Source organism: Ureibacillus galli (genome assembly GCF_014836845.1).
In the GTDB taxonomy this organism is placed as follows: domain Bacteria; phylum Bacillota; class Bacilli; order Bacillales_A; family Planococcaceae; genus Ureibacillus; species Ureibacillus galli.
Map to the genome: position 1 here is coordinate 41,847 of NZ_JACSQA010000017.1, position 18,653 is coordinate 60,499.

Here is an 18,653-nt window from a genome sequence, read left to right on the forward strand (position 1 = left end):
ATACTGATATTATTTATTTAATCTGTATTAAAACAGATTTTAATTTGTTGTAACAAAAAAGATGGAACGTTTGTGTAATACTGATTTTCCAATTAAAGGGGATGGGAAAATGACAGTTTTGAAAGGGTTAAAAATTCTCGATTTTTCACCAATGTTACCAGGGTCATTTACAACGATGATGTTTGCCGATTTTGGGGCGGATATTATTCACGTTGAATCATCAAGAAGGGTGGATTTAATGCGAATAATGCCACCCTACAACGAGCAAAAAGAATCGTATATACATCAACATTTAAATCGTTCTAAGAAATCGCTTACATTAAATTTAAAAACAGAAGAAGCTGTTGAGATTATTAAATCGTTAATTCGTGAGTATGACATTATTATTGAAGGATTCCGACCTGGTGTGATGAAACGGTTAGGTTTGGATTACGAATCACTTAAAACAGTAAATCCGAAAATCATTTATTGTTCGATAACTGGATATGGCCAAACGGGACCTTATAAACATCGACCTGGACATGATAATAATTATTTATCTATAGCAGGTGTTCTAGATCATTCACGTTTGAAAGGCAAAAAGCCTGTAGCTATGGGAATACAAATTGCGGATATTGCTGGAGGGACTTTACATGCAGCGGTAGGGGTGCTAGCTGCAGCTTTACACAGAGAACAAACCGGAGAAGGAAAATATGTTGATGTTTCAATGACTGATGCAGCATTCACCTTCAATGCTTTATACGGTACTTCTTTTTTAGCAAGTGGGCATTTACCAAAACCGGAGGAAGAAATACTAAATGGAGGCACATTCTATGATTATTATCAAACAAAGGATGGCCGTTATTTTTCAGTGGGCAGCTTAGAACCACAATTTAGAAAGTTACTTTGTGAAGCGCTAGAAATTCCAGAATTAATTCAAAGTACTTTCAATGATTCCTCCTATACACAAAAACGGTTTAAAGAAGCGGTGAAAGATGCCTTTTTAACCAAAACATTTAATGAATGGTTAGAAGTATTTAGTGAAGAGTTTGAGGGTTGTGTAGAACCTGTTTTAAACTTCGAAGAGGCATGTTATCATCCACAAATTCAAGCTCGTAATATGATTGTTGAAGTTCCGGAAAAGGACGGGAAAATGCAAAAGCAGATTGGTACGGCGATTAAATTTAGTGAAGTTGAACCAACGTATCAATTTGTAGGGACAAAACTTGGGGAACATACTGAAGAAATTTTAGTACAACTTGGATATTCAAAAGAACAGATTCAACGTTTTAAAGAAAAGGGAGTTCTGGAATAATTCATCATTAAATGGCGGATTTATGAAAAGAGTTGTCTCATTTTTTAAGAGATGACTCTTTTTTTGAAACCTTTCCAAATTAGAAACGTATTTCCATATAAGTAGGTCTATAGATTTAAGGAATTCTTAATAATTTTCAGTAAGAATTCTTCATAATTATTTACTAGTATAAATAATACTAGAACATGGTTTTTGGCTTTTAGGAGGTACGCACAATGGATAAAGTAGTTTATATTGTTTTGACCGAAACGAAAACTCTTTTATCAAGGGCTATTCATTTATATACACAGCATAATTTTACTCATGTTTCTATCTCATTCGATTCGGAGCTACAAGAAATGTATAGCTTTGGAAGGAAAAGAGAAAATAATCCGTTTATAGGGGGATTTGTTCATGAAAATCCTTCGTCTAATTTATTAGGCGAAGCAAACTGTGCTATTTATGCTTGCACTGTTACAAATGAACAATACACAACGTTAAAAAATAGTATTCAATACTATAAACAGTTTAAGGATGCCTATAAATATAATTTTATCGGATTGTTTGGAGTCGTTTGTCGATTAAAATTAAAAAGGGAAAACGCCTTTTTTTGTTCCCAGTTTATTGCAACGTTGTTTGAACAAGTAGGGCTTTCCCTATGTGGTCGATGTCCGTTCTTTATAAAGCCGAATGATTTTATGGACTTTCCATATTTATCATTAGTTTATGAAGGAAAAATTAAAAATTATATTTGTGATAACGAAAGAAACTCAAAACAAATCTCGTTTCCTTATTTTATTGCTTAATTTGTACATATTGAGAGACAAAGTCTCTTAAGTCATCAAAATGGGGAATGATTTTCAAATATTTATTATAAATTTCCATTAACTTCTCAAAAAGCTCGTATTGTTCTGTTGCAAAAAGTGCCTTTAATAAATTGCATAAATGTCTAGACGTCATCTCCGAAATCTCATAATATGGACCTTCCTTATTTTGGTAATGTTGTAACCAAACTTCAATCGAATGCCATACATATTGAGGGGAGTTATGGACAATGTAGGCAAGATCCCTTTGAACAGTTGCTTCAATTTTAAATAATGATTCTTGTTTCATTTCAGGTATATTGAAATACTCATAAATGCTTGTACAAGATGCAATTTCATGCTGTTGAATTAATTGGACTACTTCATTAAATTGTTTATTTTGAACAAGGGCATCAATTAATATAAAAAAGATATGTTCCAAATAGTTTTTGTCATATCGTTTTACAAGTGTTGATGGCTCAGGCTTTAAGCTGGGCAATACATCACTATATTCCAATAATAATTCAATAGCATGGTTAATTAACCGGTCTTTTGTAATTAAATATTTCCCATATTCAATTACTTTTTCTACATGACTTTGTTTGTAAGCGGTAATCGCTTGTATATAGATTAGAAGCGTATACTCCTTTTCAGATAAAGCCCATTTTCCTTTTCCCCAATTAATAATAATCTCTTCAATCATTGTATTTAATTTACGAAAATGTCTTTTTCCTCCGTTATAATGAACGATCAAATTAAACAAATGAAACTCTTTTAATTGGTAGGAACGAATATTTTCATTATCAATATAGGATATTAGTTGATTTATAATAATTACCGATTGATTTAAAGTGTGAAATTGTTCCAGCAAAGACTTGAATTGCTTCAATAATTGAGTCGCATTTTGAATGTCTTCTACTGGCGTTTGCATAAAGATCGAATAAATTTTTTTCGCAAACAACATATTCCAAAATGGGGAACGGTCATTGTATATAATATGTAAAAAATACTTTTTTCCAATTTTATATAAATGAATTTGTCTTAATCCACCTACGGACTTTGAAAGTTTAACCTCTTTTCCGAATACTAGACTAATGAGGTTTTCAAATTCCATTGTATTATGTACTAACAAATAATCAAAAAGGGCTTTTGTTCCTTGTGGTGAAGAGAAGTAGGAGATTAGCCGCTGATTTGCATTTTCAAGATCAAGTGATGTTTTTTGTAAAGTTGCATGTAAAAATAAATCAACTTCTCCCCAATGTTTTTGAGCTATGGATACGACAAGATCTTTAGCTTTTTCAAAGTTGACTAATAGAGGTTCTGTAGGGAGTATAGCACCGAAAATGTCGACATCGATTTCTTTTGACTGAAAGTTAAAAATAGCGTCTTCAAGAGGTTGTCCTATTAACCCCTTTGATTCATTGAGGAGTTGCTCATCAATTTTTAGCATACTTATCTTCCTTCCAATGAAAAATCTTAACTAAAATATATCAAATATTTATATATCGTTATTGAAAAAATCTAAAGTATCTAAAAACTTCAAGGGGGTAGGGTCGTTTAAGGCAATTACCTTACTTTTTAGAGCTGTTCATTAATGTCATAGCTGATAATATTGTTGCAATGTAAATGACACAGTAAAAATCGCGTTTCCCACTGGTAATTCGCCTGTAGCTGAATACGTTCTAATCAAATTAATGGTGAAGAGTACCGAGATAAAAAGACAGATGTAAAAGTGTCTTTTATTTTTACGTTCTTTCATTTATGGACCCCTTTTATTTCAAATATTTACTTTGATGGTAACAAGCAAAATGAATCGTGGCAATTGATTCGTCTTTTTATCTACAATATTTGTAAAGAAAGTTGTAGAATAAAATTAACATTTTCTGTTATGGAAAAGTAGAACGAACGAGTAAATTTCTACATCAAGTTAGAAAAGAGTAAATCGAGAGGATTTGAAGATCAATGAATTATTTATCTATGATATTCTTCCAAATTGTAGCTCCTATTCTTTTATTGTTAGCAGTAGGGGTAGGATTACAGAAGAAATTTAACTTTAATTTAAAAGCGATGTCCCAATTAATTACCTATTGTTTTATGCCTATAGCGGTTTTTCTTAATATCTATGAAACTTTTATTCAAATGTCGGTACTAGGACATGTAGCATTATTTATTTGTCTTTTCATTGGTAGTCAAATGCTGTTAGGTCATTTTATAGCAAAGGTATTGAAGTTAAATCGAATGGAATCTGCTGTTTTTAAAAATAGTGTCGTCTTAATTAATTCTGGTAATTACGGTATTCCTGTTGCGCAAATGGTGTTTGCGACACAACCAATCGGGGTTGCTATACAAGTGATCCTCGTTATTTTTCAAAATATGGCTACCTATACATATGGATTATACAATTTAATTTCTACAACGAAATCGGGTGCTGCAATCGTAAAAGATTTTCTTAAAATGCCGATTGTCCATGCCCTTGTGATTGGTGTTCTTTTAAATGTATTGAATATTGAAATTCCCCAATCTATTCGCATACCCCTTGACCATATAGCAGAAGGCTTTGTTGCCTTAGCTCTTATTACCCTCGGAGCCCAGTTATCACAAATCGAAGTGAAAACCATTTTCCGTAAATCAATATTAATTAGCTGTTTTACGAGATTAATAATTGGCCCAGCGGTGGCATTGCTAATTATTTATCTTTTAAAAATTGATGGGGTAGTAGCCCAATCTCTGTTAATAGCAAGTTCCTTTCCAACGTCTCGGAATAGCTCGAGTCTCGCCCTTGAATACGATATTGAGTCCAATACAGCTGCGCAAACCGTTTTATTTTCTACAATCGTCAGTTGTTTAACAGTAACTTTTGTCATTTATCTATCTACAATGTTATTTGGATAAAATAAAAGCTTCGTAATTCGATATATCGAATTACGAAGCTTTTTTGGTTGGATTGGATATCAATGAAAAAGTGGGTCTGAATAGGAAACTTAAAGTTACCTATACGGACAATTATTGACCTACTTTAGTTAAATATGGATTTGAAAGGTCCATACCGTCTAAAGTTAGACCAAGAGCTTTTGCAACACCTTCACCGTAAGCTGGATCAGCTAAGTAGCAGTGTAAGATGTGGCGACGTTGAATGAATTCTTCAACACCTTGTAGGTTAGCAGCAGTGTTTTCGAATAAACGTTGTTGCTCTTCTGCTGTCATTAAGTTGAATAATTTACCTGGTTGTTCGAAGTAGTTGTTATCATCTTCACGGAAATCATAAATATCAGCTGCACCATCTAAAGCTAAAGCTGGATCTTTGTATTGTGGTTGAGCTTGTAATGCACCATAGCTGTTAGGGTAGTAAGAAATAGCACTACCGTTATTACCATCAACACGCATTGCACCGTCGCGGTGTGAAGCGATGAATGGGCAACGTGGTTTGTTTACTGGAATTTGATAATGGTTTACACCTAAACGGTAACGAGTTGCGTCTGCATAAGCGAATAGACGAGCTTGTAACATACGGTCAGGTGAGAATGAAATACCAGGAACTACGTTAGATGGAGCGAATGCAGCTTGCTCTACATCAGCAAAATAGTTTTCTGGGTTACGGTTTAATTCGAATTCACCAACAGGAATTAATGGATATTCTGATTTATACCATACTTTTGTTAAATCGAATGGATTATCTTTGTGATTACGAGCTTGTTCTTCTGTCATCACTTGGATATACATTTTCCATTTAGGGAAATCGCCTTTTTCGATAGATTCGAATAGGTCGCGTTGAGCAGATTCACGGTCTTGACCGATTACTTTTGCTGCTTCTTCATCAGTTAAGTTTTTAATACCTTGTTCTGTACGGAAGTGGAATTTCACATATACGCGCTCACCAGCTTCGTTGATCATTGAGTATGTGTGAGAACCGAATCCGTGCATATGACGGTAACCATCTGGAATTCCACGGTCAGACATTACGATTGTTACTTGGTGTAAAGCTTCTGGTAGGCTAGTCCAGAAATCCCAGTTACTATTAGCGTTGTGCATGTTAGTTTTTGGATCACGTTTAACAACGTGGTTTAAATCCGGGAAGTGTAATGGATCGCGGAAGAAGAATACAGGTGTGTTGTTACCAACTAAATCCCAGTTACCTTCTTCAGTGTAGAATTTAAGAGCGAAACCACGAATATCGCGTTCTGCATCTGCTGCACCGCGTTCACCAGCTACTGTAGAGAAACGAGCGAACATTTCTGTTTTCTTACCAATTTCAGAGAAGATTTTTGCTTTTGTATATTTTGTAATGTCATGAGTTACAGTGAAAGTACCAAATGCACCTGAACCTTTTGCGTGCATACGACGTTCTGGAATAACTTCACGGTTAAAGTTAGCTAATTTTTCAATTAGAAAAACATCTTGTAAAAGAATTGGGCCACGACGACCTGCTGTTAATACATCGTCATTACTTACAACTGGAGCACCAGTAGTAGTAGTTAAACGTTGATCGTTTTTAATTGTCATGTATATACCTCCTGAATTTTATAACTTTTACAATTGTAACTATACCAAAACTAAATCATAATTGCTACTAAATTATAATAATTCTTTTTAAGAAATTTATCTATTTAACGAATAATTCAAACGAATTGTAGCCGAGGAAAAATGAATTAGTTTAATGTAAATGTGGTGGTTTCTTCTTGAAGCCTTTCTCTATATGGGGTTTTTAGTATAATCGAAGATTCTAGTACATGAGGTATTTATGTTTAAATGTAAATTTTTCATTTGAAATGGAATACAGAATTTACAAAAAAATTAAAAATGAGCTAATCTTATTGAAAATAAGATGTTCTAATTGAAAATCTGAAGGGTATTTTTTCTTTATCATTCTCTCCTTTATTATATAAGATAAGTAGATAAATTGGAAAGAAATTAGCAACTTTAAATGGGAGGTATTTCTTTGGTAGATAAAGTTCCCACAAAGAATATGTCTATTGTTAGTCATATATAAAAAATACATCTTTTAAGATAGATTTCATTTATTGAGATGTTAAAAGTGGTTCCTCTAAAATAACGGTATGGAGGAGCGTAACATGACATCATCATTTGAATCAACGGGAAAAATACTTAAGGAAGCCGAAGATTTTTTAACTTTATATATACAGGAAACGGGTTTATCAGAAGATTGGTTGCATAAACGTTTAAATGATATAAAGTTTGCTGGGAGTTATAATCCGACGACAGAGGAATTAGTTTTTGGTGCTAAAGTTGCCTGGAGAAATAGTAATCGTTGTATCGGGCGTCTGTTTTGGAAGTCGTTACATGTTATTGATGAACGGAATTTACAGACGGCTGAAGAGATCTTTCATGCCCTTATTCGCCATATACGCTATGCAACAAATGATGGGAGGATTAGACCTGCTATCACAATCTTCAAACAACAGAGAGTAAGGATATGGAATGACCAATTAATTCGCTATGCAGGTTATGAAATGTCTGAAGGTTTAATAGGAGATCCATATTCTATTCCTTTTACGAAGGTTTGTATGGAATTAGGTTGGAGGGGTGCTGGTACTCCCTTTGATATATTACCTCTTGTCATCCAAGTTGGGGATAGTAAGCCTTCTCTATTTGAAATTCCAGAAGAAATCGTATTAGAAGTGAATATACGGCATCCCCAATATAAACAAATTTCTCAATTGAATTTAAAATGGTATGCAGTACCGATTGTTTCCAATATGAAGTTAAGTATTGGTGGGGTAGAATTTAAAGCAGCGCCTTTTAATGGTTGGTATATGGGGACAGAAATTGGAGCGCGGAATTTTGCAGACGTTAATCGTTATCATTTATTGCCGAAAGTTGCAGAAGCAATCGGATTGGATACCAACTCCAATATGACATTGTGGAAGGATAGGGCCCTTGTTGAGTTAAATGCGGCAGTACTGCATTCATTTAAGGAAGATGGTGTCAGCATAGTGGATCATCATACGGCAGCGCAACAATTTCAATTATTTGAGAAACAGGAAGAACAAGAGGGGCGAAAGGTGACAGGGAACTGGTCATGGTTAATCCCACCAATGTCTCCTGCTACAACACACATTTTTCATAAACCGATTGAAAACCTCATTAAAAAGCCAAATTACTTTTATCAAAATAGACCTTTTTAATTTTAAGGTATCTAAATTTTTGGAGGCTAGGACTTGGTTTTCCTAGCTTTTCTTTTTAAAAGTTATCGACAACTATAAATTTCTCGAATCAAAATAACTATTAGTCAATATACTCTTTTTTTTAAACGCCAACATTATATTATTAGTAGATTTCAATCAAAAAATTATAAATGGGAATGATATAATTATTCGAGGTAACGGTATGCACCATTTCAGGTAACCTTTGGTAAAGATTCAACTTACTATCATTTGGAGGTATTTATGCAAGCGGATATATCCATTTTCCTTTGTTTTGGAGCAGGGCTTTTAACTTTCCTTTCTCCATGCGTGTTTCCCCTATATCCTGTCTTTTTATCGTATATAACGGGTTTAAGTGTAGATAAAATACAAAAGGGAGAAATAGGCGGGCAAAGAAAGGCAATTTTTCATACAATTTGTTTTTTACTAGGCTTTTCCATTATTTATTTAGTTTTAGGTTTTGGTACTACAGAGGGTGCTACTTTTATTGAATCTTGGTATTTACAGTACGGAGATTTAGTGCGACAAATCGGAGCTATTTTAATGGTTGTTTTTGGCCTGATTACGCTTGGGTTATTACAACCGAAATTTTTTATGAAGGAACGCAAAGTTCATATTCAAAACAAGCCAGCGGGATATTTCGGTTCATTAATTATCGGGTTAGCTTTTGCTGTCGGTTGGACACCTTGTACAGGACCTATATTAGCTGCTACTTTAACCCTTGTGGGAACAAATCCTACACAAGGTTTATGGTATATGGCAGCCTATATTTTAGGTTTTAGCGTACCCTTTCTTATCATGGCCTTTTACTCAACAAAATTTACTTGGATCAAAAAATATACGGGTACGATTATGAAGATAGGTGGGGGAATTATGATCATAATGGGGATTATTCTTTATTTTGATAAATTTACAATGATCAATGCTCTGCTCCAACCGATATTTGGCGATTTTCAAGGTTTTTAATAATTGCTATGGGGAACCTAAACAATAGATATTACTAGCATCTAAAAATAAAAAATCTGCTAGACTTAAAATGTTAAGAGAGCAGATTTTTTAATTTATTGGACTTTTATACTGTCTATCTTTTCCTTAAAATTATATCGATTAATTCATCTCGATCAATTAAATATACATCGTTCGTTTCGGCTAATTTTTCCGCTTGTCTTGTAAAATAGCTATTCGTTACAACCCAGGCTTCGGTCGCATCGTACATTTTCAATGCGCCAATAATTTCTTGTACCGCTTTTACTCCAACAGATCCTGAATAACGTTTCGCTTGGACAGCGATGATATCATTTCTATCTTCAAGAATTAAATCTGCACCGTAATCACTTGAAGCTTTTGTATAGGAAACTTTATAGCCACGCTTTTGGAATAGATAGCCTAAAAATTCCTCAAACTCCTCACCGGTCATTTCATCAATTTCCTTAATACCTGCTTTTCTTAGCCTTGCATAGCCTCGAGTCTTTCTCCAAATTTTAAAGCTAATAATGAAGATTAGGAAAAGTATTATAGAGAAAATGGCGCCATCAATAGAATTTGTATAGTACCAGCCTATATATCCAATGATAGCAAGGATGATAATGGGAAATATTCTAATTTGTTTTTTCTTTTTCTTCTCTTTGTGCTTTCCCAAAATGGTTAACCCCTTTTACGTTACTATTTATAACATTGTAACATAAAAGGGGTACGTATGTTTGTATCGATGCTATAAATAGCGATCTTTTGCACTAAAGTAAGCAGAAAAACATAAAATAATCGCAACGATGATAAATAAACCGTTTGGTACATGCCAACTATTAGCAGTATCATGTAAGTAACCAAATAATACGGGTCCTGCGGCTGCAAGTAAGTATCCGACAGATTGGGCAAAGCCGGAAATTTGTGCAGCAGCATAAGCTGTTTTTGTACGTAATGTAAATAACATGACTACGGTACCGAAGGATGCACCTCCACCTAGCCCAATTAAAATCATCCATAAAACTGTAAAGTCGGTTAATTCAAAAAAGACACCAGTAAAGCCGAAAATATAGAACGATGTAAAGAGGATAACAATTGGCCGCTGTGTACGTAATTTCTCTGCAATGATAGGAATAAGAAATGTCATTGGAATTTGGGACATTTGCATAACGGAAGTCATCCATCCAGCTTTATCTGCACTAAATCCTTGCGAAATTAAAATTTCAGGTAACCAAGCAGCAGAACAGTAAAAAATGAGGGACTGTAAGCCCATAGAGACAGCAATAGCCCATGCTAAAGGTGATTTCCAAAGTTTTGTTTCGTTCTTTGTTGTATTATTTTTAGAAATGTTGTTTAAATTCACCTTTTCACCACGGAGAAGGGGAATCCAAGTAATTAACGTAATCAATGTTAAGATAATGGGAATAGCTAATGCACCTTGCCAACCGAAGCTTGAGTTTGAAGCGATTGGATTGCTAATTCCTAAGGCGACAGCAGCCGAAATATTCATTGATACAGTGTAAATACCTGTTAATAAACCAATATGGAAAGGGAATTTCATTTTAAAAAAGCTTGGAAATAATACGTTCCCAAAAGAAATTGCAACACCAATTAAAATGGTTCCGATGATTAAAAGGGATGTACTGCCAATTGAACGCAAAATAATACCAATCGTTAATAATATAATGGAGTAAAATAAAGTCCACTCCATCCCGAACTTACGGGAAATGCGTGGGACAAAAGGTGAAACAATGGCAAAGGCTAACAGTGGAATAGTTGTTAAAAAGCCGGCTAATACATTCGAAATACCTAAACTATCCCGGATAAATGAAATAATAGGACCAACACCTGTTAATGGTGTTCTTAATGTACTTGCGAAAAAAATAATCGCAACGACAAAAAGAATTGTAGTTGTAGTGGTTGTTTGTAATTTTCTATTTCGATCATCAGCTGGTTTTACATTAGTCATGATGGGACCCTCCAGTATGTATGTGAAAATTCTACAAATTAGAAAATATAAATTTTTGTGTTAAACTATGAAACGAGCTAATCTTTATCATACAACTTCTTCCATGTTTATGGTAGTGTGATAAAAATTAAAAGTGCCATCCATTTGTGATGGCTGTTATTTTTTAAACAGTTAAGTTTGTAATCGAATTATTGTACATACTTTAAGTAAGCGTATATTAAAGGAGATTTTCAACATGAGTGACAAACAATCAAATCAAAGTCAGCCTGAACTAAAAAGGGCATTAAAAAGTCGCCATATAACAATGATTTCCCTTGGAGGAACAATTGGGACAGGCTTATTTTTAGCAAGTGGAGCTTCCATAGCCCAAGCTGGTCCAGGTGGGGCACTAATTGCATATGCTCTTATTGGGATAATGGTCTATTTCCTTATGACAAGTCTAGGGGAAATGGCAGCGTATATGCCGACATCGGGTTCATTTAGTACATATGCGACGGAATTTGTAGACCCTGCCTTTGGATTTGCCATGGGTTGGAATTATTGGTATAACTGGGCGATTACAATTGCTGCGGAAATCTCTGCTGTAACGCTCATTATGAAATTTTGGTTTCCAAATAGTTCATCCGCTCTTTGGACAGTTTTATTTATTATAATCATTTTAACTTTTAACATATTGTCCGTTAGAGCTTATGGTGAAAGTGAATATTGGTTTGCCATGATTAAAGTGGCTACCGTTATTGTTTTTATCATTGTATCCTTTTTAATGATATTTGGTATTTTAGGCGGTCACGATCCAATCGGATTTGAAAATTTCTTTGTTGGAGATGCACCGTTTAATGGAGGATTCCTTGCTATTTTCGGTATCTTTTTAGCTGCCGGTTTTTCATTCCAAGGAACTGAACTTTTAGGGATTACAGCAGGAGAAACGGATGATCCTGGAAAAAACATTCCGATAGCTGTTCGCTCAGTATTTTGGCGCATTTTACTATTTTATATTTTAGCTATCCTTGCAATTGGATTATTAATTCCTTACACTGATTCGCGCCTGCTTTCTGAAGATGTAGCAGTGTCACCCTTCACGTTAGTATTCGATAAGTTAGGAGTTGCATTCGCTGCTTCAGTAATGAATGCGATTATATTAACTGCCATGTTGTCAGCGGGAAATTCAGGTCTTTATGCATCTTCACGTATGCTTTGGCAGCTTGCAGTGGATGGAAAAGCGCCGAAAATTTTTGCGAAACTAAATAAGCGAGGAATTCCGGTCTACGCATTGTTAGCAACATTAGCAGTCGGATGTTTAGCCTTTTTATCTTCATTCTTTGGTGATGGCGCTGTATATATGTGGTTATTAAATGCTTCAGGTCTTTCAGGTTTTATTGCTTGGATTGGAATAGCGATTAGTCATTATCGTTTCCGTAAAGCGTATCAATTACAGGGCCGTGATTTAAGCTTGTTACCATATAAAGCGAAGTTATACCCATTCGGACCTCTATTTGCTCTTGTTGTATGTATCATCGTAATCGTCGGTCAAAACTACACAGCCTTTATTGGTGAATCGATCGACTGGTATGGAGTAGCAGTTTCTTATATTGGGATACCATTATTTTTAGCATTATGGTTAGGTTATAAAATTAAATATAAAACGAAGGTTGTCTCATTAAAGGACTACGATTTCGATAAATAAACTCTTTATAATAAAAATCGGCAAAAGGATTTGCCGATTTTTTTATTGTTTTAAGAATTAAAAATTACATCTTTAGGGAAAGACTTTCCTTGTTATAATGGACATAATAAATAAAAAGTGCGATAAGTAAAGGATGTTGAGATATGTCAGTGTCGAAGGGTTTTTTTAAAAAAATACAACAATGGGCAGTGGACAAACAGTCTGATAGCATTGCCTTTTTACCTTTTCAAGGGGACGGAAATCCATATAAATCAAAGGTTTTTTTAGTAGGTACAAAACCTGAACTTGAATTTCATATGGATGCGGGAGATATTGAAATCTATGCGGATTCTTTAGTCGATAGCAGATTATTTCATGACGTTTTCCATGATGAAATGTCCCGTGAATATATAGGATCTATCAACTTTGCAAAATGGGTGAAAGAACATTTGAATGAGTCAGTTACTTTATCAAGCATAAACTGTTACATTTCAGATCCCGCTAATTTGAAACAGTTGAAAAAAAGCAAAGACCCATTATATATTCAAGGATTCGAAGTGTTTCAACAAGTGTTACATGAATTTGAACCATATATTTTAATTCTTCATGGGGCTTCTACCTTTAAGTTGTTTTTAAATCAATTCCAACATCAACTAGTAGATTTTAAAGAGCAGGATTTAAAAGAGACGGTTGCTAATTTAGAACAAAAAGGTGTAATTGCTAAGTTACCCCTGAATAATGGAAGATATATAAATGTTCTTGTATGCAGAAGTATGGGATATTTCGGTAAGGAAGGAAACTCCTTTGGTCACTTAAAATCGACTCTTAATATGTTATTACGTTAATTTCTTCATATCAAGAGGAGGAAATGAAAGTTTAAAAGGCGAACATTACTTTAAAAAATACCTCTAATTTGTCTAATTTCCGAATAATTAGAATCATTTTATTATTTTACGGGTTATTGCATTTCATTTTCTCCGTGTTTATAATTGGGACATTCTTAACAATCTTTACAATTAGCTTTTCTATTAAGCTATTAATATTTTCACTCATATAATGGCGGGAATATGGCTCGCAAGTTTCTACCGACTTACCGTAAATAAGTCGACTATGAGAGGCAACGTTTAGATTACGATTTCCGTATAGGGAAATTCGTATTCTATTAACTTTCGACTTTATTACTCGAAAGACTTGTTCCACTCATAGCGGGATAAGTTTTTCGAGTTTTTTATTTGCTCAAAAACAAAAAGGAAGGGAATTTCATTTATGCAATTATTAAAAGATAAAATCCTTAAAGAAGGACGCGTTTTATCAGATACGGTTTTAAAGGTCGATTCATTTTTAAACCATCAAATTGATCCATTATTAATGAAAGAAATAGGGGAAGAATTTGCTAATCGCTATTCAGATGAAGTTATTACCAAAATTTTAACGATTGAATCTTCAGGTATTGCGCCAGCTACTATGTTAGGTTTAGTTATTGGGGCGCCAGTTGTTTTTGCTCGTAAAAGAAAATCATTAACTTTAGCTGACAATCTTTATTCTTCTAAAGTTCACTCCTTTACAAAAAACGAAACAAATGAAATTTCGGTTTCTAGAGATTTCTTATCACCAGACGATAATGTGTTAATTATCGACGACTTTTTAGCGAACGGAGAAGCGGTAAAAGGATTATTAGATATCGCACAGCAGGCGGAAGCTAATGTAATCGGAGTAGGAATTGTTATTGAAAAAGGATTCCAACAAGGTGGACAACTTTTACGCGAACAAGGCATTCGTGTTGAATCATTAGCCAATATTAAATCGTTAGCAAATGGACAAGTAGAGTTTTTTGATTAATAAAACAATTAGAAACTAAGGAGGATTTTGTTCAAATGAACAAAGCAAAAGTTGTAACGCTAGGGATTCAACATTTACTTGCCATGTATGCTGGTGCCATTTTAGTACCAATTATTATCGGTGGGGCATTAAAATTTAGTACGGAACAGATGACTTATTTAGTTGCAATCGACATTTTAATGTGCGGTATTGCAACACTTATACAAGTAATGCGCGGAAAGTTTTTCGGAATTGGTTTACCAGTCGTGTTAGGCTGTACCTTTACAGCGGTGAGTCCGATTATTGCCATTGGTTCGGACAAAGGTGTAGGAGCTATTTATGGAGCGATTATTGCTTCGGGTATTATCGTGATATTAATTTCTGGGGTATTCGGTAAGTTAGTAAAATTTTTCCCTCCAATCGTTACAGGTTCTGTTGTTACAATTATTGGGATTTCCTTAATTCCAGTGGCGACAAACAATATGGGTGGTGGGCAAGGAGCTGCTGATTTCGGTTCTGCATCAAACATTACTTTAGCTATCGTTACATTAGTCGTTATATTACTCATATATCGTTTTACTGCTGGATTCATCCGTTCCATTTCCATTTTATTAGGTTTAGTAGTTGGTACAATTATTGCTGCTTTTTTAGGGAAAGTTGATTTCTCTCCAGTAAATGAGGCATCTTGGTTACATATGGTTCAACCGTTCTATTTTGGAACACCAACTTTTGATGCAAGTGCAATTATTACGATGACCCTTGTTGCGATGGTCTCATTAGTAGAATCATCAGGTGTTTATTTTGCGTTAAGTGATATTACGAAAACGCCAGTTAATTCAAAAGATTTGTCCCGTGGCTATCGTTCTGAAGGGTTAGCTTCCATTATTGGGGGAATTTTCAACGCATTTCCATATACAACTTTTTCTCAAAATGTCGGGTTAATTAAAATGACAGGGGTAAAAGAACGTCGTGTTATTTTTGTAACAGGAATTCTCCTTGTACTACTAGGATTTTTACCAAAAGTAGCCGCATTGACAACTATCATACCAACTGCGGTTTTAGGTGGTGCGATGCTTGCGATGTTCGGTATGGTAGTAACCCAAGGGATCACGATGCTAGCTCCTGAAATTATGCGCTCACCAGAAAATGCAATGGTAGCTGCCATTGCCATCGGTCTTGGTGGGGGAGTTATTATGGTACCTGAAATCTTTGCGGTTTTACCGTCCAGTATTTCTGTTTTGACATCCAATGGAATTGTTTGTGGATCAGTTACGGCCATTGTTTTAAACATTGTGTTTAACATGATTGGGATGAAAAAAGAGGATCCAATGCATACGCAAACAATAAAAGTAGATTAGTAGAAGAGGGTGACCTTACACTTTAGGTCAGCCCTCTTTTTATTTAAAGATTTTCTAGTTCATCCAAAGTTGGTAATGCTTCGATGGCACCTACTTTTTCACAAACTTTCGCGCCGACTTTATTGGCGAAAGCAATAATCGTTTGCCAATCGTCAAAGGATAAGTTGTGGGGGTTATTTACTTTACCTAGTTGGTACAATACTGCCCCAACAAAGGCATCGCCAGCACCAGTCGTATCAATGGCTTGAACGGGTATGCTAGGAATTGTTGTTGATTTACCGTTATAGGAAAAATAGGTTCCTTCTTTTCCTATAGTAACAGCAATACTCTTCGCTCCAAACTGATGAAGTACGGTAACGGCTTTTGTTAGTTCTTGTTCATTTGTTAATAGATAAAGTTCCTCATCACTAACCTTTAAAAAATTACATTTGGAAATAAATTCATAAGCTAGTCGGATAAATTCACTTTCTTGCCCTTTCCATAAGTCCAATCTGAAATTAGGATCAAAGGAAATATAACAATTGTTCTCCTTTAAATCTACTAGTAACTTTTTATATGTTTCTTTCAATTGTCCTGGAAGGAGGGCAGTTGCTGAACCAAAGTGAACAATGTTCATTTTATGAAAGATTTGATTTGGCACATCTTCAATCGATAAAAAGGCATCTGCTCCTCGATTGAAAACGAAGTCTCGCTGTCCATCTTTTTGCAAAGAGACAAAGGCAAGGGTAGTAGGGTGGGAAGAATCTTTTATTAATAAATCCGTATGGACATTTTCATGAAGGAGGGTATTATATAAAAATTCGCCAAAGGGATCATTCCCAACTTTACCGCAAAAGAAAGCTTCGCCTCCTAATTTTGCAATAGCCGCACAGACATTTGCTGGAGCGCCACCAGCTTTTTTCGTAAATGTTTGACTCTCTACTATTGTTGTATTCACTTCGTTACTAAAAAAATCGATAAGCAATTCGCCTATACATAAGATAGGTTGATTCATTATAAAGCTCCTAACCTGCAGTCTTTTATTCCATTATAAAGTTTTATTTAAAAAATCGATAAGGCATTTCTATTAATTATCATTAAAAAATGCCCCAAAGGGGAAAATCACCTTTTGGGACACTATTGAAAAGGAACAAATTTATTCTGCGTTTGGATAAATCATTTTCTTTGGATCGATATATTCTTCAAACTGTTCTTCAGTTAAAAGACCTAAAGAAATAGCTGCCTCTTTTAAAGTAGTTCCTTCTTTATGGGCTTTCTTTGCAATTTTCGCGGCATTTTCATAACCGATATATGGGTTTAATGCAGTGACTAGCATCAATGAATTTTCTAAGTTGCGCTCAAGAATTTCTATGTTCGGCTCGATGCCAATTGCACAGTTATCATTGAATGATTTCATCGCATCGGCAAGAAGGCGAGCAGATTGTAAGAAATTATAAATAATAACGGGTTTAAATACGTTCAATTCAAAGTTCCCTTGGGAAGCAGCAAAGGCGATAGTGGCATCGTTTCCTATAACTTGAGTAACAACCATTGTCATTGCTTCACTTTGAGTAGGGTTGACTTTACCAGGCATAATAGAGCTTCCTGGTTCATTTTCTGGAATTGTAATCTCACCAATGCCACTTCGAGGTCCGCTAGCAAGCCAACGAACATCATTGGCAATTTTCATTAAGTCTGCTGCAAGTGCTTTTAATGCACCATGGGCAGATACAATTTCATCATGAGATGTTAACGCATGGAATTTATTTTCGGAGGAAGCAAATGTTATACCAGTTAAATGGCTAATTTCCTCTGCAACCATATCACCAAATTTAGGGTGAGCATTGATTCCAGTCCCAACTGCAGTACCACCAATCGCAAGGTCTTTTAAAAATTGTGTGTTGACCATAATCATTTTTTCTGATTTCACAAGCATGTGGTGCCATCCACTAATTTCTTGACCTAATGTTAATGGAGTTGCATCTTGTAAATGGGTACGACCGATTTTTATAATATCTTTAAATTGCTCCGATTTTTCTTTAAAAGTGGCCTTTAATAATTGAAGTCGAGGCATTAAATAATTTTCAACCATTTCCACTGCTGCGATATGTAAGGCAGTTGGGAATGTATCGTTTGAACTTTGGGATTTATTTACATCATCATTTGGGTGTACCTGTTCCGTAATGCCTTGTGCTTCCAACAATTGATTTGCACGGTAAGCAATTACTTCATTTACATTCATATTGGATTGTGTACCACTACCAGTTTGCCATACGACAAGGGGGAATTGATCATCCCATTTACCAGAAAGGATTTCATCAGCAGCAGTAACAATTGCTTCAGTTTTAGCTTTTGATAATTTGCCTAATTTTTCATTTGTAATAGCTGCTGCTTTTTTTAATGTTGCAAAGGCACGAATAATTTCAATCGGCATATTTTCTTGCCCAATTTGAAAGTTTTCTTTACTTCGTTGTGTTTGGGCACCCCAAATTTTATCAGCTGGTACTCGTACTTCTCCTAAAGTGTCTTTTTCAATACGATAATCCATTCTATCAACTCCTTTATTCATTATATGTACAGTGTACATCACATTAGAATTCATAACACAAAATGGCAAACCTTTAATAGATTTGCCATTCTTTTTAAGAAATATTCGAGAATTCTGA

The 18,653-nt window shown here is 34.8% G+C and carries 15 protein-coding genes and 1 riboswitch; of the genes, 9 read left to right on the forward strand and 6 right to left on the reverse strand.

What is annotated here, in order from left to right:
- The first annotated feature begins 109 nt into the window (after positions 1-109).
- The gene (locus H9636_RS11765; protein WP_191707776.1) at positions 110-1,294 is read left to right on the forward strand and encodes a CaiB/BaiF CoA transferase family protein; all 1,185 of its coding nucleotides are present in this window, start codon (positions 110-112) and stop codon (positions 1,292-1,294) included.
- A gap of 215 nt (positions 1,295-1,509) precedes the next feature.
- Positions 1,510-2,079, forward strand: a complete 570-nt coding sequence (locus H9636_RS11770) for a hypothetical protein (protein ID WP_191707777.1) — start codon at positions 1,510-1,512, stop codon at positions 2,077-2,079.
- Here the strand turns inward: H9636_RS11770 and H9636_RS11775 are convergent.
- On the reverse strand, positions 2,069-3,526 hold the full coding sequence (locus H9636_RS11775) for a hypothetical protein (protein ID WP_191707778.1): 1,458 nt from the start codon (positions 3,524-3,526) through the stop codon (positions 2,069-2,071). The genes H9636_RS11770 and H9636_RS11775 overlap by 11 nt on opposite strands.
- A 512-nt stretch (positions 3,527-4,038) precedes the next feature.
- Here H9636_RS11775 and H9636_RS11780 point away from each other — a divergent pair.
- On the forward strand, positions 4,039-4,968 hold the full coding sequence (locus H9636_RS11780; RefSeq protein WP_191707779.1) for an AEC family transporter: 930 nt from the start codon (positions 4,039-4,041) through the stop codon (positions 4,966-4,968).
- 111 nt (positions 4,969-5,079) lie between these two features.
- On the opposite strand, the gene H9636_RS11785 is transcribed toward H9636_RS11780, so the two are convergent.
- A complete protein-coding gene (locus H9636_RS11785; protein WP_191707780.1) occupies positions 5,080-6,576 on the reverse strand; it encodes a catalase in 1,497 nt (498 codons plus the stop codon).
- A gap of 569 nt (positions 6,577-7,145) precedes the next feature.
- Between H9636_RS11785 and H9636_RS11790 the strand changes: the two genes are divergently transcribed.
- Positions 7,146-8,219, forward strand: coding sequence for a nitric oxide synthase oxygenase (locus tag H9636_RS11790; RefSeq protein ID WP_191707781.1), 1,074 nt, complete (start codon positions 7,146-7,148; stop codon positions 8,217-8,219).
- Positions 8,220-8,480: 261 nt separating this feature from the next.
- The gene (locus H9636_RS11795; RefSeq protein ID WP_191707782.1) at positions 8,481-9,203 is read left to right on the forward strand and encodes a cytochrome c biogenesis CcdA family protein; all 723 of its coding nucleotides are present in this window, start codon (positions 8,481-8,483) and stop codon (positions 9,201-9,203) included.
- A gap of 115 nt (positions 9,204-9,318) precedes the next feature.
- On the opposite strand, the gene H9636_RS11800 is transcribed toward H9636_RS11795, so the two are convergent.
- Complete coding sequence (locus H9636_RS11800; protein ID WP_191707783.1) at positions 9,319-9,876, reverse strand: restriction endonuclease; 558 nt, start codon at positions 9,874-9,876, stop codon at positions 9,319-9,321.
- A gap of 72 nt (positions 9,877-9,948) precedes the next feature.
- On the reverse strand, positions 9,949-11,169 hold the full coding sequence (locus tag H9636_RS11805; protein ID WP_191707784.1) for a CynX/NimT family MFS transporter: 1,221 nt from the start codon (positions 11,167-11,169) through the stop codon (positions 9,949-9,951).
- Between the two features lie 235 nt (positions 11,170-11,404).
- Between H9636_RS11805 and H9636_RS11810 the strand changes: the two genes are divergently transcribed.
- The 4 genes from H9636_RS11810 to H9636_RS11825 all read left to right on the forward strand — a co-directional run bounded on the left by H9636_RS11810 (position 11,405) and on the right by H9636_RS11825 (position 16,008).
- On the forward strand, positions 11,405-12,853 hold the full coding sequence (locus H9636_RS11810; RefSeq protein ID WP_191707785.1) for an amino acid permease: 1,449 nt from the start codon (positions 11,405-11,407) through the stop codon (positions 12,851-12,853).
- Positions 12,854-12,996: 143 nt separating this feature from the next.
- Complete coding sequence (locus tag H9636_RS11815; RefSeq protein WP_191707786.1) at positions 12,997-13,677, forward strand: hypothetical protein; 681 nt, start codon at positions 12,997-12,999, stop codon at positions 13,675-13,677.
- A gap of 184 nt (positions 13,678-13,861) precedes the next feature.
- Positions 13,862-13,963: riboswitch (purine riboswitch) on the forward strand.
- Between the two features lie 135 nt (positions 13,964-14,098).
- Positions 14,099-14,671, forward strand: a complete 573-nt coding sequence (locus tag H9636_RS11820; RefSeq protein ID WP_191707787.1) for a xanthine phosphoribosyltransferase — start codon at positions 14,099-14,101, stop codon at positions 14,669-14,671.
- Positions 14,672-14,706: 35 nt separating this feature from the next.
- Entirely contained in the window at positions 14,707-16,008 is a 1,302-nt protein-coding gene (locus H9636_RS11825) for a nucleobase:cation symporter-2 family protein (protein WP_191707788.1), read from the forward strand.
- Positions 16,009-16,051: 43 nt separating this feature from the next.
- On the opposite strand, the gene H9636_RS11830 is transcribed toward H9636_RS11825, so the two are convergent.
- Together H9636_RS11830 and fumC are read right to left on the reverse strand one after the other, a co-directional pair.
- Positions 16,052-17,005: a carbohydrate kinase family protein gene (locus H9636_RS11830; RefSeq protein WP_318241018.1), complete on the reverse strand. Its 954-nt coding sequence runs from the start codon at positions 17,003-17,005 to the stop codon at positions 16,052-16,054.
- A gap of 138 nt (positions 17,006-17,143) precedes the next feature.
- Positions 17,144-18,535 carry a class II fumarate hydratase gene (fumC, locus tag H9636_RS11835; protein WP_191707790.1) on the reverse strand — a complete coding sequence of 464 codons (1,392 nt, stop codon included), beginning with the start codon at positions 18,533-18,535 and terminating at the stop codon, positions 17,144-17,146.
- Positions 18,536-18,653 lie beyond the last annotated feature (118 nt).

Excerpts from the sequence above, each read along its gene's own strand:
- H9636_RS11765 (WP_191707776.1), top strand. The coding sequence starts at position 110 with ATGACAGTTTTGAAAGGGTTAAAAATTCTCGATTTTTCACCAATGTTA.
- H9636_RS11770 (WP_191707777.1), top strand. The coding sequence starts at position 1,510 with ATGGATAAAGTAGTTTATATTGTTTTGACCGAAACGAAAACTCTTTTA.
- H9636_RS11775 (WP_191707778.1), bottom strand. The coding sequence starts at position 3,526 with ATGCTAAAAATTGATGAGCAACTCCTCAATGAATCAAAGGGGTTAATA.
- H9636_RS11780 (WP_191707779.1), top strand. The coding sequence starts at position 4,039 with ATGAATTATTTATCTATGATATTCTTCCAAATTGTAGCTCCTATTCTT.
- H9636_RS11785 (WP_191707780.1), bottom strand. The coding sequence starts at position 6,576 with ATGACAATTAAAAACGATCAACGTTTAACTACTACTACTGGTGCTCCA.
- H9636_RS11790 (WP_191707781.1), top strand. The coding sequence starts at position 7,146 with ATGACATCATCATTTGAATCAACGGGAAAAATACTTAAGGAAGCCGAA.
- H9636_RS11795 (WP_191707782.1), top strand. The coding sequence starts at position 8,481 with ATGCAAGCGGATATATCCATTTTCCTTTGTTTTGGAGCAGGGCTTTTA.
- H9636_RS11805 (WP_191707784.1), bottom strand. The coding sequence starts at position 11,169 with ATGACTAATGTAAAACCAGCTGATGATCGAAATAGAAAATTACAAACA.
- H9636_RS11810 (WP_191707785.1), top strand. The coding sequence starts at position 11,405 with ATGAGTGACAAACAATCAAATCAAAGTCAGCCTGAACTAAAAAGGGCA.
- H9636_RS11815 (WP_191707786.1), top strand. The coding sequence starts at position 12,997 with ATGTCAGTGTCGAAGGGTTTTTTTAAAAAAATACAACAATGGGCAGTG.
- H9636_RS11820 (WP_191707787.1), top strand. The coding sequence starts at position 14,099 with ATGCAATTATTAAAAGATAAAATCCTTAAAGAAGGACGCGTTTTATCA.
- H9636_RS11825 (WP_191707788.1), top strand. The coding sequence starts at position 14,707 with ATGAACAAAGCAAAAGTTGTAACGCTAGGGATTCAACATTTACTTGCC.
- fumC (WP_191707790.1), bottom strand. The coding sequence starts at position 18,535 with ATGGATTATCGTATTGAAAAAGACACTTTAGGAGAAGTACGAGTACCA.